Annotated in this window: 16 protein-coding genes; all 16 read left to right on the forward strand. The window is 44.6% G+C overall.

Annotation, left to right across the window (positions count from 1 at the left end; translation table 11 throughout):
• Positions 1-142 precede the first annotated feature (142 nt).
• Positions 143-1246, forward strand: a complete 1104-nt coding sequence (locus GXO74_12610; GenBank protein NOZ62507.1) for a carboxypeptidase-like regulatory domain-containing protein — start codon at positions 143-145, stop codon at positions 1244-1246.
• Between the two features lie 6 nt (positions 1247-1252).
• Entirely contained in the window at positions 1253-1678 is a 426-nt protein-coding gene (locus GXO74_12615) for a HaeII family restriction endonuclease (protein ID NOZ62508.1), read from the forward strand.
• A 41-nt stretch (positions 1679-1719) separates the two neighbouring features.
• Positions 1720-2514, forward strand: coding sequence for a GNAT family N-acetyltransferase (locus tag GXO74_12620; GenBank protein ID NOZ62509.1), 795 nt, complete (start codon positions 1720-1722; stop codon positions 2512-2514).
• Positions 2515-2845: 331 nt separating this feature from the next.
• Positions 2846-3361, forward strand: a complete 516-nt coding sequence (locus GXO74_12625; GenBank protein NOZ62510.1) for a hypothetical protein — start codon at positions 2846-2848, stop codon at positions 3359-3361.
• Between the two features lie 163 nt (positions 3362-3524).
• Complete coding sequence (locus tag GXO74_12630) at positions 3525-4703, forward strand: DUF1682 domain-containing protein (GenBank protein ID NOZ62511.1); 1179 nt, start codon at positions 3525-3527, stop codon at positions 4701-4703.
• Positions 4704-5130: 427 nt separating this feature from the next.
• On the forward strand, positions 5131-6609 hold the full coding sequence (locus GXO74_12635; protein NOZ62512.1) for an OmpA family protein: 1479 nt from the start codon (positions 5131-5133) through the stop codon (positions 6607-6609).
• Positions 6610-6747: 138 nt separating this feature from the next.
• Positions 6748-7290, forward strand: coding sequence for an epoxyqueuosine reductase QueH (locus tag GXO74_12640; GenBank protein NOZ62513.1), 543 nt, complete (start codon positions 6748-6750; stop codon positions 7288-7290).
• 15 nt (positions 7291-7305) lie between these two features.
• On the forward strand, positions 7306-8322 hold the full coding sequence (gene amrS / locus GXO74_12645; GenBank protein NOZ62514.1) for an AmmeMemoRadiSam system radical SAM enzyme: 1017 nt from the start codon (positions 7306-7308) through the stop codon (positions 8320-8322).
• A 105-nt stretch (positions 8323-8427) separates the two neighbouring features.
• Positions 8428-8832 (forward strand): Rrf2 family transcriptional regulator, encoded by a 405-nt coding sequence (locus GXO74_12650; GenBank protein NOZ62515.1) that lies wholly within the window; start codon positions 8428-8430, stop codon positions 8830-8832.
• A gap of 11 nt (positions 8833-8843) precedes the next feature.
• Entirely contained in the window at positions 8844-9401 is a 558-nt protein-coding gene (locus tag GXO74_12655) for a thioredoxin family protein (GenBank protein ID NOZ62516.1), read from the forward strand.
• A gap of 27 nt (positions 9402-9428) precedes the next feature.
• Entirely contained in the window at positions 9429-10310 is an 882-nt protein-coding gene (gene lipB / locus GXO74_12660) for a lipoyl(octanoyl) transferase LipB (protein NOZ62517.1), read from the forward strand.
• The gene (gene pdhA / locus GXO74_12665) at positions 10307-11365 is read left to right on the forward strand and encodes a pyruvate dehydrogenase (acetyl-transferring) E1 component subunit alpha (GenBank protein NOZ62518.1); all 1059 of its coding nucleotides are present in this window, start codon (positions 10307-10309) and stop codon (positions 11363-11365) included. Before lipB ends, pdhA begins: the two co-directional genes overlap by 4 nt.
• Positions 11365-12342 (forward strand): alpha-ketoacid dehydrogenase subunit beta, encoded by a 978-nt coding sequence (locus GXO74_12670; GenBank protein NOZ62519.1) that lies wholly within the window; start codon positions 11365-11367, stop codon positions 12340-12342. Before pdhA ends, GXO74_12670 begins: the two co-directional genes overlap by 1 nt.
• Positions 12342-13622, forward strand: a complete 1281-nt coding sequence (locus GXO74_12675; protein ID NOZ62520.1) for a dienelactone hydrolase — start codon at positions 12342-12344, stop codon at positions 13620-13622. The genes GXO74_12670 and GXO74_12675 overlap by 1 nt, the downstream gene beginning before the upstream one ends.
• 111 nt (positions 13623-13733) lie before the next feature.
• Positions 13734-15158: a dihydrolipoyl dehydrogenase gene (lpdA, locus tag GXO74_12680; GenBank protein ID NOZ62521.1), complete on the forward strand. Its 1425-nt coding sequence runs from the start codon at positions 13734-13736 to the stop codon at positions 15156-15158.
• A 110-nt stretch (positions 15159-15268) separates the two neighbouring features.
• Positions 15269-15524, forward strand: a 256-nt coding sequence (locus tag GXO74_12685; protein NOZ62522.1) for a TIGR04076 family protein, incomplete at its 3' end; no start/stop codon positions are given.

Below are 15524 nucleotides of genomic sequence, written 5' to 3' on the forward strand. Positions count from 1 at the left end.
AGAACCCGGATATCATCAGCAAAAAAAAGCATGTCGGACAGGGGCGTGATCTGTCAAAAAACTTCAAAAATATTCGCTTGCTTTTTTAGAGCTGAATTTGTATTTTCAAAAAAGAAAACTATGAACTGACGCTAATATTGAAATGAGAACTCACACGAAAGTGATTTTCTTTATTTTTCTTTTCATTTTTGTCCGTCAAAACGATTCCGGAACAGGACAGCGTCTCCTCAAAGCCGCTACTGGCAGCAAAATTCAGGGCAATGTCGTTGATGCAGAAACCGGAGCTCCGCTTTCGGATGTAAATGTTTTTCTGGCAAACACTACCATTGGTACGGCGAGCGATTTAAGCGGCAATTTTGTCATTTATCGAGTTCCGCAAGGCGCCTACACTCTAATTATCAGCAGAATTGGTTACGAGATTTTTGCAAAGGAAATAGAAATATCGTACGAAAAAAATCTGACGATCAATGTTCGTCTCAGTCCGAAAACAATCAGCGGCGAAGAGGTCGTTGTCAAGGGAGAGAAGCTCAAAAACTGGGAGAAAAATTACAAAAAATTTCTTAAACTATTCATGGGCGAATCGGGAAATGCAAAAAAGACAGAGATTTTGAATCCTTACGTTTTAAATTTTTCCGCAGACCCGGCCTATGGAAAATTTTATGCCTTCTCCGATAGCAGCCTGCGCATCAGAAACAACGCGCTCGGGTACGAAATGCGAATTGTTTTCCACCGATTTGAACTTGACCAAGATCGGCTGATTTATGGTATTTATTCTCATTATCAAGAGATGAAGCCCGTAGATTCGCTGGAAAAAATCCAGTGGCAACGAAGAAGGCGGGAAACTTTTTTAGGGTCATTCAAACATTTTTTGATTTCGTTGGTGAAAAATCGCGTCAAGGAAGAAGGATTTGAGCTTTATCAAATTATGTCTCTGGACCGGGTCGGCGCGTCAAGGAAGATTGATCTAAAAAAAGAAAAGCTGATCCAGCCGGACGTTAGAGACGGAATTTACTTATTGCAATTCGATTTGTATCTGGGCGTTCGCTACACCAGCAAAAGCAAATGGAATCCGCAGGTGACGGAATCGGTTTTGTATTTAAACGCGCCTTACGCGAAAATTGATTCGTTGGGAAACATTCTCAACGGCTACGCCATCACCATCCGCGGCGATTGGACAAAAAGGCGCATTCCGGACTTGTTGCCGTTGGATTACAGATTCGATGAGAGTTACGAGATAAAAAATTAATCAATTTTGGCTAGGGCTGCGGGGTATTGTTTTGCAATTCTGAAAATTCATCTGGAAAAATTCGCCTGCAAAATTTATCGCGATACACGCACTTCTGCTCATGATTCCGGCGTTGATCTGTCGACAAATTTTGGCGTTGTTTACCAAATCAAAAAGATGAAAATTAAAAATACGAAGGCTGCCGATCATGTTTATTCGGAGTTGAAATCAAACTTTGACCGTGAACGAGTTCAGCAGGGAAACGTGATTGTGATTATTGATGATATTTCCGAAGAAGCGAAAAATTATTTGGTCAATATGAGAATTCAATCGATCAAAAAAAGGGAAATCATTCAGTTAGCGGAGCAAATGACCGAAGTCGAGGAACGAATGGAAATTTTGCGAATTATTTTTGAAGAATTTGAAAGAGAATATGGCAGTGATTTATTTTGATAAATTTTTGTCATGATCGACGTTTTGCGATGGAGACTACAATGAAAACTTTCTACTCTCAGCATCAAATTAACTACAGCAGTTACACGTTCAGCTACTCCGTTTACGCGGTACGTGAGCCGGACGACAGAATTTCAGATATTTATAATCAGGGTTTTTTGCCTTACACCGGCGATTTGAGCATTGAGCGGGACATTTTTTATCTGGCGAGGAGCGTGCGCGTTGATCTGGAGCGTTTCAAAATTACGTCGGAAAATCGGCGCGTGGATCGGATCGCGTCGGCGTTGGCGATTCGGGTGGAGCCGATTCGCAAGGAAAATTTCAATGGGGCGGATCCCAATTTTCTCTCGTTTTGCTCGAAATTTGCCAGTGCGCGTTTTCATGGCGGGAAGATGGATCCGGAGCGGATTTTGTACATTTTCAAACGAAAAATGTTGACCCATATCCTGGTTTTTCAGTCTATCGAAAGAACGTACGGCTATGTTTTTGCCGGAATTCATGAAAATATGCTGCATTACTGGTATGCTTTTTTCGATCTGGCGTTTTTGCAATCCCATTCGCTGGGAAAATACATGATGTGGCGCACCATTCGCTGGGCCAAAGACAAAAATTTGAATCATGTTTATCTGGGCACCTGTTACGGAAGACGGTCACTATACAAAATCCGCGACCACAAAGGCATCGAATTTTTCGACGGCTGCCGCTGGAATCAGAATGTGGATTTGTTAAAATTATTGTGCCAGATCGATGAAGAACAAAAGTACCCTGATCGGGATTTGTTGAAATCGGATGAGGGGAAATTGAGAGCAATTTTTCGAGAGGCGCTAAAAATATAATTAGCAAGAATTTTGCGGAGCGCCGATTTCAAGTTCTAAAGCTCAATGCTCGAACAGCGAATTTCAGACAAATTCTAAATTCAAAACACTGCTGTTTTCGGTTATTGCGATTTGGAGTTTGGGAGCCAAATCTGCTTTGGACTCTGGGTTGGTTTGCCATTTGATGATTCGAGGTTATTTCGTTTGCGAATAGTTGCTTTGGCAATATATTTGCTACTCTTTGCTTATATGTTAAAATAGTCCATTTTTCAGTTGCTTTTTCAGCTTATCATTTTTGGGGGGAATGAAATGTTTTGAAAATAAGCAAGTTACGCGCCTAAGGAGATGGCAAATGATTAAAATGAAACGGTTATGGCTTATTTTATGGATATTGCTGTTTGCCAATTGTCTCATCTTCGTACACTCTTCCCTAAGCCAGGAGCAAAAATATCCGCGCGGAGCCCAATATTATCTCGGGACTGACGATCAACTATTGATTAAGGTGAATGTGTGGGGTTTTGTCGCAAAACCTGGCCAATATTTAGTTCCCAGCGGCACTGATCTGGTGTCGTTAATCTCTTTTGCCGGCGGTCCAATCGAAGGCGCAAAATTAAGTAAGATTAAAATTATTCGGCCGCCGCATAATCAAACTGATAACAACAATAAAAACAAGTCAGTGATTATTGTCGATGTGAAAAAATTTATGAAAAACGGGGATATCTCAGTAATCCCAGTCTTGAAACCTGATGATACGATCGTTATCTCTGGCACAAAATGGTATCATATCTCAAAAGCGTTAGAAGTGATTACGAAAGTTGGTTATTTGGTGCAAATTTATGCCTTTATCTACTATTATACCAAAAGATAAGGGTTCAATTGATTGAAATGTGCGAAAGTTGCTGTTATTTTTTTGTAATATTTAAATTGCCTGTTGACAAATTTTAAAAAATAAATTATGTTAAAGTATTAAAGATTTTGCATCTATTGGTTGCCATCACAGAAGAAATGACATCAATTTGGAGGTCGACATCATGAATAGCAAGAGAGCCATTCGTGTGGGGGTCGTATTACTCGCTTTGTTAATGCTTTTTTCGGGCGTGTATGCGAATGGGCTTACCGGCGGGAGAGGGTTGACTTACGTAAAATCGGCGTGGAATCTGAAGCCCGGTTATTTAACCATGTTTGCCCGAACTCAGGTCTGGGGAAAAGTTGTCTCGAGAAATCTGGCAAATACCACATCCTCGATTGGCGTTTGGGACATTCAGGGCGCGCTGAGTTTGAGCTACGGTTTTAGCAATCACATTGAGCTGTCTCTTGCTCCGGTTGTTTATCAAGACACGCAGCGCGGCGAAAAGAAATATATGGCGCCGGGCGATTTGTATCTGGGGCTCAAATTTGGATCTTATAATATCAGAGGGAGCTCCGTCACCTGGGGCGTCAGCGTAAACACGCGATTTCCGACAGGCAAAGACGCAAACATACAATTTGAGCCGTATTCCGCCGGCACAGTGGAATGGGGATTTATGGGAATGGTTTCCTATTCACGGGATCCGCTTTATCCCGATGAAAATATAAATGTCGATTTCAACTTAGGCTATCTCAACCATAACGACGTCGGCGAGAAATTGAGCGGCAATGGGAACGATCCCTACGGCGTCCCGTCGATGACTCAGGAACTTCTTTACGGCGCCGGACTAAAAATTCCGGCCAGCGGTTTTGATTTTTCGGTGGAGCTATTTGGTAATTCTTTTATTCAGAAACCTCCCAAACAGACAGCTTACAGTGTTGAAAATTATCTGTTTCTCACGCCGACCATCAGCTATCAGGCTTATCGCTGGTTGAATCTCCGCGTAGGGGCGGATTTCCGTTTGACGTCTGATAAAGATGAGACAACTTATCAATTCATCAGCCGGCCTCACGATGTGCCAAATTATCCGGCGTGGCGGCTCAATTTTGGCATGAATTTGCTGTTGTTGCCGACCTCGGTTTACAAAACCAGCGACAAAGATGTGCTGATCAAAAAAGCTGAAAGCAGACGGGAATTGTTCGAGCAGATTATTCGGGAACAGCGCCAGACTGAATCGGCAGAAGAAGAATTGCAGCGAATCAAGGCCGAACGTCGCAAGGCAGAGCGCGAACTGGAGCGATTGAGAAAGATTCTGCAGGGGGACAAGAAAAAAACTACCAAGGAACCGCCGCCTCATCCGTAAAATAGATTGGAATACCATTAGGCCCTTCGGCTGTTTTAGTTCGAAGGGCTTTTTGCTTTTTATGTCTGCTTTTTGGACTTACACACGGACCCGCGCGCTGCGAGGCCGAAAAAAATCACCGTAGTGTCGTGAAGTGCGCGAAGCGCTTGAAGAACGCTAAAACAAAAACGGCGTTTTCCGTTTTTCAGGAACGTGCTGTAAAAAATCTTGACTAACCTTCAAATTAATTTCTCTCTTTTCCCTTCTTGATGTGGGCGAATTTTCTTGCAAAAGAAACGAAGACTTCACATGAGATACTGCAGGTGTTTCTCGCAAAAAAATCAATTTTGATTGAAAAATTATTTTACTTGACATTTCGTTTTGAAAAAATTATATTGTTAATATCGTTTAAAAAAGAAAATGTATCATGTATTAAGGAGAATGGCTTATGGGCAATCCAGCAAAAAAATTAACTTCCGGGAAAGTGATTGGAATTTTTTTTGTAGTTGTTTTCGCAATTGTCATTTTATTCAATTGTCAGCTTTGGGCTCAGCAAGAGATTAAGGCGCGAGTCTTTAAAGATGTGGATAAATTATTCTTGCAAGCCCGGACGGCGCAAGCTGATATTTTATCTCCTGAAAATTACAAAAAGGCGGTTGCGGTTCAAGAAGATGCGCTGAAGGATTTCAGTCGTGGGAAAAATGTCGATGACAAAATCGAAGAAATTAAGAAATGGCTAAATCTCTCCATCAAAAGCGCAAAGCGGGCAAAAATTTCATTGGCGCATTTGATCAAAGCCCGGGAAGAAGCGCTGAACGCGAACGTTATCGAATATTCGAGAGATTTGTTCGAAAAAGCAGAGAGGCTTTTCGGCGAGGCGACGCGTCAATTGGAAAAAAGCAACGTGAAAAAGGCAAAAGAAAAATCCCTTCAGTCAGAAAAATTGTTTCGCGAGGCTGAGTTGATTGCCATAAAAACCAGCATCATCGGCCGTGTGAAAAAGAGGCTGGCAGCGGATGAAAAAAATAAAATTCCCAAATTTGCACCGCAAACTCTGGGCAGAGCGAGCCGTTTGCTGGAAGAGGCCGAGGTAATTTTGAACAGCGATCGCAGCGCGAAGACAGACGCCAAAGGCAAAGCGGAAATGGCCGATTATGAAATCAGTCATGCCGAATTTCTTGCCAATCAAATTAAACAGCTCAGGGAAGACGACCTCAACTGGGAAAAATTAATACTGGAACATGAAAATTATTTTAAAAAGATCTGTAAAAGTCTCTCTCTGGAGGCTCGATTTGACAATGGGTTTGGGAAGCCGACCAAGGCAATCATCAAAACTATCAATAGCTTGAAACAGCAGAACAAAGATCTGTCAGAGGAAATCTCCCGTATGGATCAAAATATCGAGAAATTAGGAGAAGACAAATTGGAGTTGCAAAACCAGTTGTCGCAACTGAAGGAGAAAGAGGCTGGTTTACGCACAAAACTGTCTCTTGAAGAAAAACGCAAACAAAAATTCAAAAGAATAGAAACTCTCTTCAGCAGAGATGAGGCCAAGGTATTGCGCGAAGGCGAAAATGTGCTTCTTCGTCTGACGGGGCTGAAATTTGCCAGTGGCAAATCAGTTATCGATCCGGAATACTTTGGTTTGCTCACTAAAGTCCAACGAGCAATTCGCATTTTTCCCGATTACCACATTACCATCGAAGGTCACACGGACAATAAGGGCGACGCGCGCAAAAATCAATCTTTGTCGCTGAATCGTGCCCGCTCGGTTATGTCTTACCTGATGGCAAACATGGGTTTGACTGAACAGCAGATTTCTTCGGTGGGATTCGGCGAAAGTCGACCTGTCGCAACGAATGAAACCCGAGAAGGCCGCGCGCGGAATCGCAGAATCGATATTGTTTTAAGCCCGCCAAACAATTAATGGGCGACTTTGGCGAGAGTTGATTTTAGCAGGGAGATGCGGAGAAAATTTGCGGGTCTCCCTGTTTTATTTTGAAAAATGTTGTTGATTTTTTCAAAAATTAGTTTATTTTTAAAATGAAAAGATGTCGCATTTTTAATGGAATCAGAAATGAAAAATGTTTTGCTCCATACCTGTTGTGGCCCGTGTGTCACTGTGCCGCTGGAGAGGCTGCGAGATTCGTTTCAGGTGACTTGTTATTTTTACAATCCAAATATTCATCCCGAACAAGAATATCAGCAGCGATTGGACGAATTGAAGCGATTGCTGAAAGAACTGGAAGCTGAAATCATTGTTGGCGAGTACGATCCGAAAAATTGGTTCGCCGCCGTCAAGGGGCTGGAACACGAGCCCGAAGGTGGGAAGCGTTGCGCAGTGTGTTTTAGGTTTCGTCTTGAACGGACGGCAAAAGTCGCCGTGGAAAAGGGATTTGATGCTTTTACTACAGTCATGTCCATCAGCCCGCACAAAAGCGCCCAACTTTTGAATGACATCGGAAATGAGTTGTCCGAAAAGTACGGGGTCGAATACATTGAAGCCAATTTCAAGAAAAAAGACGGATTCAAGCGCAGCGCGGAGTTAAGCAGAAAATATAATCTTTACCGGCAGAATTACTGCGGTTGCATTTTCAGTCGAAGGTGATCAACGGAGTGGATTATGAAAGAAGCCATGTTTTATCGACAGCTTGAGAACGAAAAAGTGGAATGCACGCTCTGTCCGCATTTTTGTAAATTGAACAACGGACAGATAGGTGTTTGCCGCGTTCGTCAGAACAAAAATGGCAAGCTGTACAGTCTGACTTATGGAAAAGCTGTTGCTGTGCACGTGGATCCCATTGAAAAAAAGCCGCTCTTTCACGTTGCGCCCGGCTCGCGGTCTTTTTCCGTGGCGACGGTAGGCTGCAATTTCAAATGCAAATTTTGTCAAAATTATGATATTTCCCAGGTGCCGGATTTGAGTATCATCGACCGCTACAGCCAGCAATTTACTCCGCGGGATCTGGTGGAAATGGCGGTTCGGAATCATTGTAAATCAATTGCCTATACCTATACAGAGCCTACTATTTTTTACGAGTACGCTTTTGACACAGCCCAATTGGCGCACAAGCTTGGCATTTTGAATGTCTTTGTGACCAACGGCTACATCAGTCCCGAGCCGCTGGAAAAAATAAAATCGATTCTGGACGCGGCGAACGTGGATTTGAAAAGTTTCAGCGATAAATTTTACCGCAAATTTACCGGCGCCCGATTGCAGCCGGTGTTGGACACGTTGAAATTAATGAAGAAATCGGACATCTGGGTCGAAGTGACCACGCTGGTGATTCCCGGGGAAAATGATTCGCCGGAAGAATTAACTAAAATTGCCAAATTCATTTCATCGGAGCTGGGGCAGGAAACGCCCTGGCATGTGAGCCGATTTTATCCGCAATATCATCTGCAAACGCACTCGTCGACGCCGGTGTCCACGTTAGAGCTGGCCTTCAAGATTGGAAAAAAACAGGGCTTGCATTACGTTTACGTGGGGAATGTTCCCGGCAGCGAAGGCGAAAATACCGTTTGTCCCAATTGTGGAAAAATGCTCGTTCGCAGAATTGGCTACCAGATTCAGGAAAATAATATTGAAAATGGCGCGTGCAAATTTTGCGGAAAGTCGATTGCTGGTCTGGGGCTTTGAGGGTTATTGAGCAAAAAAATATGCATTTGTAAAATCGCTGAGCCTTATTGCCACGGCCTTCATCTAATTTTATGAATAAAAATAGGATTAAAATGGTCGTATATTGTGATTAGGTTGGGTAAAAAAGTCGAGTACGCTCTGATCGCGTTGCAGCATATTTCCCCAAAAAATCCCGGCGAACTGACGTCTGCCAGGGAATTGTCAGAACAGTACCGCATTTCTTATGAATTAATGGGGAAAATTCTCCAGAAACTGGCGCGAAAAAAACTCATCAAATCCGTACAGGGCGTCAAAGGAGGATATTTTTTAGCGAAACCGATTAACAAGATCAATCTGGCAGAAGTCGTCGAAGCGATAGAGGGGCCGCTTCGCATGACTGACTGCGTGGGGAACAACGAAAAAAAAGTGTGTGTGCGCTTTGACGTGTGCAATGTGAAGTCAAAAGTAAAATTGATTCAAAAACAAGTCGAAGAAATTTTTCAAAATATTTATTTGGGAAATGAAAATTGAGGAGAGAATAAATGGCAGAGACTTTGTCCACAATGGCATTGAAATTAGGCGAGACAGCACCTGATTTTAATTTGCCGGATGTCGTATCGGGAAAAAATCTATCGTTGGCAGAATTGAAATCTGACAAAGCCACGGTAATCATGTTCATTTGTAACCACTGTCCGTTCGTAAAACATGTGCAAGAAGAATTGGTCAAGTTGACAAATGATTACATCCCGCGGGGAGTTTCTTTTGTGGCGATCAATTCAAATGATGTCGAAGCTTATCCTGACGATTCGCCCGAGGAGATGAAAAGATTGGCGGAGAAATTAAAATTTCCCTTCCCGTATTTGTACGACGAGACGCAGAAGGTCGCGCGCGCTTACCGTGCGGCATGTACGCCTGATTTTTTTATTTTTGACAAAGATTTGAAATGCGTTTATCGCGGGCAATTGGATGATTCCAGACCGGGCAACAATATTCCCGTGACCGGAAAAGACATTCGCGAAGCGTTAGCTGCAATTTTAGCCGGGAAGCCGGTTAATCCGAATCAGAAACCAAGTATTGGCTGCAATATTAAGTGGAAGTGAATTTGGGTTGCGAATTGTGAGTTTGGAGTGAAAAAGAAAGTTATGATTCAATCAGAACAAATATTAAAAATTGCTAATCATGAAAAAACCACTTTTCAATCATTAAATTTGGGCACAGCAGATTTGGGGGAAGCGGATCAATTGATGAAAAATTTGATGCTGAAAAGGGCGCAAGATGAGATTTCTGATTTGTTGCTGTTTCTTTCACACAAGCCGGTGCTGGCTTATGGTTCGAGAAAATTAAACCCGGCTGATTTTTTGAAGCCAATCGCTTTCTTTGAAAATCAAAATATCCCGCTCCTACAAACTCAACGCGGCGGCGGCCTCACTTTTCATTGGCCCGGGCAACTGAATGTTTATCCGATTTTGAAGTTGAGAAAAAACGAGCGCAATTTGTCAAATTACATGTTTCGACTGGAGGAGGTCGCCATTCGCACGCTGGCTGATTTGGGAGTTCAGGCGAACAGAAAGCGCGAAAAAGTGGCGCAAATCGGTCTCTGGGTCGGGAATCGCAAAATCGCTTCCATGGGTACTTACTTCTCCGACTGGGTGACCAGTTACGGCTTTGCGCTGAATCTCGGCGGCGATTACAGTCCGGCGAATTTCATTAAACCGTGCGGATTGGCTGTGAAATTGTGTACTGTTGAAGAAATCGTCGGCTTTGTTCCAAATAAAAATTTTGTAATGAAGCTGGTGCTGGAGCATTTTTCAGAAATCTTTCAACGAGAGATGTCAGTTTCTTTGACACGAGAGGCACAGAGAAAAAAATGTAATCATTCAGCCTCGAAGTGTCCAAGACTCAATGGGCAAAAAAAAGAATGGTTGACTTCATATCGAATAAAAGAAAATTTTAACAATAAATTCTTGGCGCCTTTGCGGCTTCAAAAAAAATATCGGGAGAAATCATGAAGTTAAAAATGGTTCAAATATTGGACGAAAAAGGCAATTGCGACGAAAAGGCAATTGACGGCATCTCCGAAGAACTGATGTTCAAAATGTATCGTTTGATGAATTTGGCGCGGCTCTGGAACGACAAAGCCCTTTCTCTGCAAAGGCAGGGCAGAATGGGCACGTTGGCTTCGGTTCGCGGGCAGGAAGCGTCTAACGTCGGAATGGCGCTGCCGTTGCAGCCGGAAGACTGGTTTGTGCCAGCATTTCGCGAATACGGCGCTCTTTTCGCGCTCGGCGTTCCGCTGAAAGATCAATATCTGTACTGGGGCGGTGACGAAAGAGGCGCCAGGATAGCGGATGATTTGAAAATTACACCGGCCTGTATTACCATCGGCGCCCATCTGATTCACGCTGTCGGAATTGCCATGGCAGCAAAAATTCGCGGCGAAAAATCAGTAGTATTATCCTCTTCGGGCGATGGCTCCACTTCGCAGGGAGATTTTCATGAAGCGTTAAATTTTTCGGCAGTGTACGAAGCGCCGGTCGTTTTTGTGATTCAAAATAATCACTGGGCGATTTCCCTGCCGGTGGAAAAGCAGACTAAAACAAAAACTCTGGCGGAAAAGGCAGCAGCTTATGCCTTGGAAGGCGTTCTCGTCGATGGCAACGATGTTTTTGCTGTTTACCAAACAGTCAGAAAATATGTCGAGCGCGCGCGCGAAAAAAGCCAGCCGGTACTGATTGAATTGGTCACTTACCGCATGGGAGATCACACCACAGCGGACGATGCTTCTCGTTATCGCACGCCCGAAATCATCAAAGAATGGGAAAAAAAGGATCCCATTGAGCGATTGAAAAAATATTTGACGAAAAATCACGGCTGGAGCGAAGCCAAAGAGAAAAAACTGATCGAAGAATTAACGCGGGAAGTGGAGACCGCCGTGAAAGAGTACGAGAATGTAGAACCGCTTGAGCCGACCCATCTTTTCCGGCACATGTATCACGAAATGCCCTGGCATATCAGCGAACAGATGGCAGAAGTCAAGGAATTCAGCGGATTAGGAGGCAAATAATGGCAAGAAAATCAATGATACAGGCGATAAATGAAACCTTGCACCAGAAGATGGCAGAAGATGATAGCATTGTTATTTTAGGCGAAGATATCGGCGTCGACGGCGGCGTATTTCGCGCGACCGATGGACTTCTGGAAAAATTTGGCGAGACTCGCGTCATGGACACTCCGCTGGCTGAGTCAGCGATTATTGGCACCAGCGTGGGCATGGCGATAAATGGTTTGAAACCTGTGGCAGAAATTCAGTTCATGGGATTTGTGTTTGAGGGATTTGCTCAAATTGTGGATCATGTGGCTCGGTATCGCTATCGCAGTCAAAGTCGCTATTCCATGCAAATGGTCGTGCGTATGCCTTACGGCGCCGGAGTTCGCGCTCTGGAACATCACTCCGAAAGCACGGAAGCGCTTTTTGCTCATACGCCGGGTTTGAAAGTAGTGATTCCGTCGAATCCCGTGGATGCGAAAGGTTTGCTGATTTCGGCGATTGAAGATCCGGATCCGGTAATTTTTCTGGAGCCGAAACGATTGTATCGGCTGAAAAAAGTGGAAGTTCCCGATGAAATTTACCGTACGCCCATTGGCAAAGCCCGGATTTTAAAAGAAGGAACAGACATCACATTATTAGCTTACGGCGCGATGGTTCCCATTGCCGAAGACGCAGCAGAACACGTGGGCAAAGAGGGCGTGGATGCCGAGGTGATTGATCTGCGGACCATTTTGCCCTGGGATGTGGAAACGGTAACCCGCTCGGTTGAAAAAACAGGCCGGCTGGTGATTGTCCACGAAGCCGCGCGTTCTTTTGGTGTGGGAGCGGAAATTGCCGCTACGGTCGCTGAAAGAAATTTGCTCCACTTGCTGGCGCCGATCGCCAGAGTTACGGGATATGACGTTGTTCCGCCGCTGGCAAAATTAGAGCCGGTGAATTATCCCAGTTCGGAAAAAGTGGTACGCGCAATTCATAAAACAATGGAGTTTTAATCATGAGATATATTTTTCGTTTGCCGGATGTCGGCGAAGGAATTCACGAAGCGGAAATTGTGGGATACGAAGTGAATGTAGGCGATGAAGTTCAGGCCGATCAAGTCGTGATTAAAGTAGAAACGGACAAAGCCGTGGTCACGCTGCCCACGCCGGTTCCGGGAAAAGTGGCAGAAATGCCGCATGAGCCGGGCGATTTAGTGCGCGTGGGTGATCCGCTGATTATCATTGAAACCGAAGCCGAAGTTCCCGCTGAAGAAACCGTCCCTGCCGAAACGCCGGCGGTGGAAAAAGCAGAAGTGAAAAAGGAAGAAAAAATTCCGATTTCGACTGAGCCACCAACTTCCAAAGTGACGGCAGAAAAGAGAGTTCTGGCAACTCCTCACACGCGTCATTTGGCGCGCGAATTGGGCGTTGATATTCGAACTGTGCCGGGAACAGGCAGAAATGGCAGAATTACAGATGAGGACGTCAGATTAGCTGTCAAAAAATCGCCGGCAGAAGCGCCGAAAATTCCGCGCACCGCTGCTGTAGATCACGCGCCTTCTACCGTAGGTTTTGATTTTGAAAAATACGGTCCTACAGAAAGGGAACCGTTGAAAGGAATCCGCAAGCGCATCGCCGAAGTGATGGTGCGATCTTTTTCTACCATACCGCATGTCTCGCACACAGACGAAGCGGATGTTACCGATTTATTTGAAGTCGTAAAAGCGCAAAAACCAATGGCCGAGGCGCGGGGGATAAAATTAACAGCTACCGCGTTTGTCGTAAAAGCGGTGGTTTCTGCGCTCAAGCAATTTCCCATGGTCAACAGTTCTCTGGATGAAGAAAGCGGAGACATCGTTTTCAAAAAATATTACAACATTGGCGTTGCTGTGGACACGGAGCAGGGTTTGATGGTTCCGGTGGTCAAAGATGGGGATAAAAAAAGCATCATTCAAATCGCCGAGGAAATTCAAACGCTGGCAGAAAAAGCACGCAAGCGAGAAATTGAACTGGACGAGCTGCGCGGCGGGACATTCAGCATCACTAACATTGGCAGTCTCGGCGGCACTCATGCTACACCAATTGTGAATCATCCCGAAGTAGCAATTCTCGGCTTGATGGCAGCGAAATTGAAACCCGTCGTTCGAGAAGATCAAATCGAAATCCGCCGCATCATGCCGCTGGTAATTTCTTTTGACCACAGGCTTCTGGATGGCGCAGTCGTGGCGAGATTCATGAATTACATCAAAGCCCTGTTGGAAGAGCCAATGCGGATGTTGATTGATGTGGTGTAATTTCAAGAAAGTGAAAAAAATCCGTAATGATCCGTTTTATCCGTGCGAAACGACCGCCATCTTTTCGGCGGTGAATCAGTGTTCCATTTAAAAATTTTGGAGATAAAATAAATGGTAGTAGGAGATTTTACCCAAAGCGTCGAAACAGTAATTATCGGCGCCGGCCCCGGCGGATATGTGGCAGCAATTCGCGCAGCGCAGTTGGGTCAGGAAGTCGTTTTGATTGAAAAAGAATTGCTGGGAGGCGTTTGTCTTAACTGGGGCTGCATCCCTTCTAAAGCGATGATTGAAGCTTCCGGCTTAAAACATGATCTGGAAAAAGCGGAGCAAATGGGCGTAATTGTAAAAGACGTGTCCGTTGATCTGGGTAAACTGCATTCGTGGAAAGATGGTATTGTGTCAAAATTGCGCGGCGGGATAAAAATACTTTTGGAAAAAAACGGCGTGGAAATTATTCAGGGCACTGCTACATTCAGCGAACCGGGAAAAATAATGGTCGCGTCAGAACATGCGCTGCAACGATTCGAATACAAAAATATCATTATTGCTACCGGCTCTTCTCCGATAGCATTGCCCAATTTGCCGTTCGATCATGAAGTAATCATTGATTCTACCGATGCCCTGTCATTGAAAGAAGTGCCGAAACATCTGGTTGTTGTTGGCGCTGGTTCTGTAGGAATTGAAATGGGCACCGTGTACCGCAAATTGGGCGCTGAAGTGACGATTTTGGAATTGTCCGAAAAATTGCTTCCGTTCATTGAACCGGAGCTGTCATCTGTGCTGGCGAAAAAATTGCGCAAACTAAAAATCGATCTCAAATTGGGTGCGCGTCTAAAAAAAGCGGACATACAAAATGGCGTTGCCGTGCTCACTTTTTCACACAAAGGAAAAACGCAAGCCATCGAAGCGGACAAAGTGCTCGTTTCCGCGGGCAGGAAGCCAAACACTTCAGAACTGGATTGGGAGCGAATTGGCTTGAAAACCGATGATCGCGGTTTTATTCAGGTTAACGAAAAAATGCAAACGGAAATTCCCGGAGTTTACGCTATCGGCGATGTGGTTAAAGGAATGATGTTAGCCCATCGGGCTTCTCACATGGGCAAAATTGCTGCGGAAGTCATTTCCGGCGAACCAGCGGCGTTTGACAATCTGGCCATTCCTGGCGTCATTTTCAGCGATCCGGAAATCGCGACTGTTGGTTTGACCCAGGCAGACGCAGAAGCAAAAGGCTACAAAGTGAAAGCCGGCACTTTCCCGTTTCGGGCGCTGGGACGCGCTTTGACTCTCGGCGAAACCGAAGGCGTAAACAAAATTGTCTCTGACGCAGAAACCGGCGCTGTTTTGGGCGTCCACATCATTGGTGCGCACGCCTCTGATTTGATCGCCGAAGGTGCGCTTGCCGTCGAATCCGGCCTTCATTTCGATGATTTAAGCCTGACGATTCACGCGCATCCCACATTAACGGAAGGGATCGGGGAAGCGGCAGAAGCGATTGAAAATAAAGCGATTCATATTTTTGCTCCTGCTATGAAATAAACTTTGAATGACGTCCTTCTTTTATTTTGAAATTTTTCCCTTGCCCCGAGTGAAAAAATTTGCTATGTTAATAACAGAACTGGCAAACAATAAAGTGGAGGGTAAATTCCATGAAAAATCTCATCGTTGAAGTGGCAGAAATCAAAGAACGCTGCGGTGCGCAATTGAAAATCGGGGATAAATTTGAAGTCTCGGGTTACGGAAAAATCTCCATTCCCGACGGCAAACCCACCTGCATTTTTGCTCTGCAGAGTCTGATTCCCTTTCTCATCAGTAAACAACGCGAAGACCAACTGCCGGATGAAGACTGGATCAAAGAAACAGACTTGCTCTGCTGCCCGGATCCTAAAGGAATAGTGTTCAAAA

Source organism: Calditrichota bacterium (assembly GCA_013152715.1).
Taxonomy (GTDB): Bacteria; Zhuqueibacterota; Zhuqueibacteria; order Thermofontimicrobiales; family Thermofontimicrobiaceae; genus 4484-87.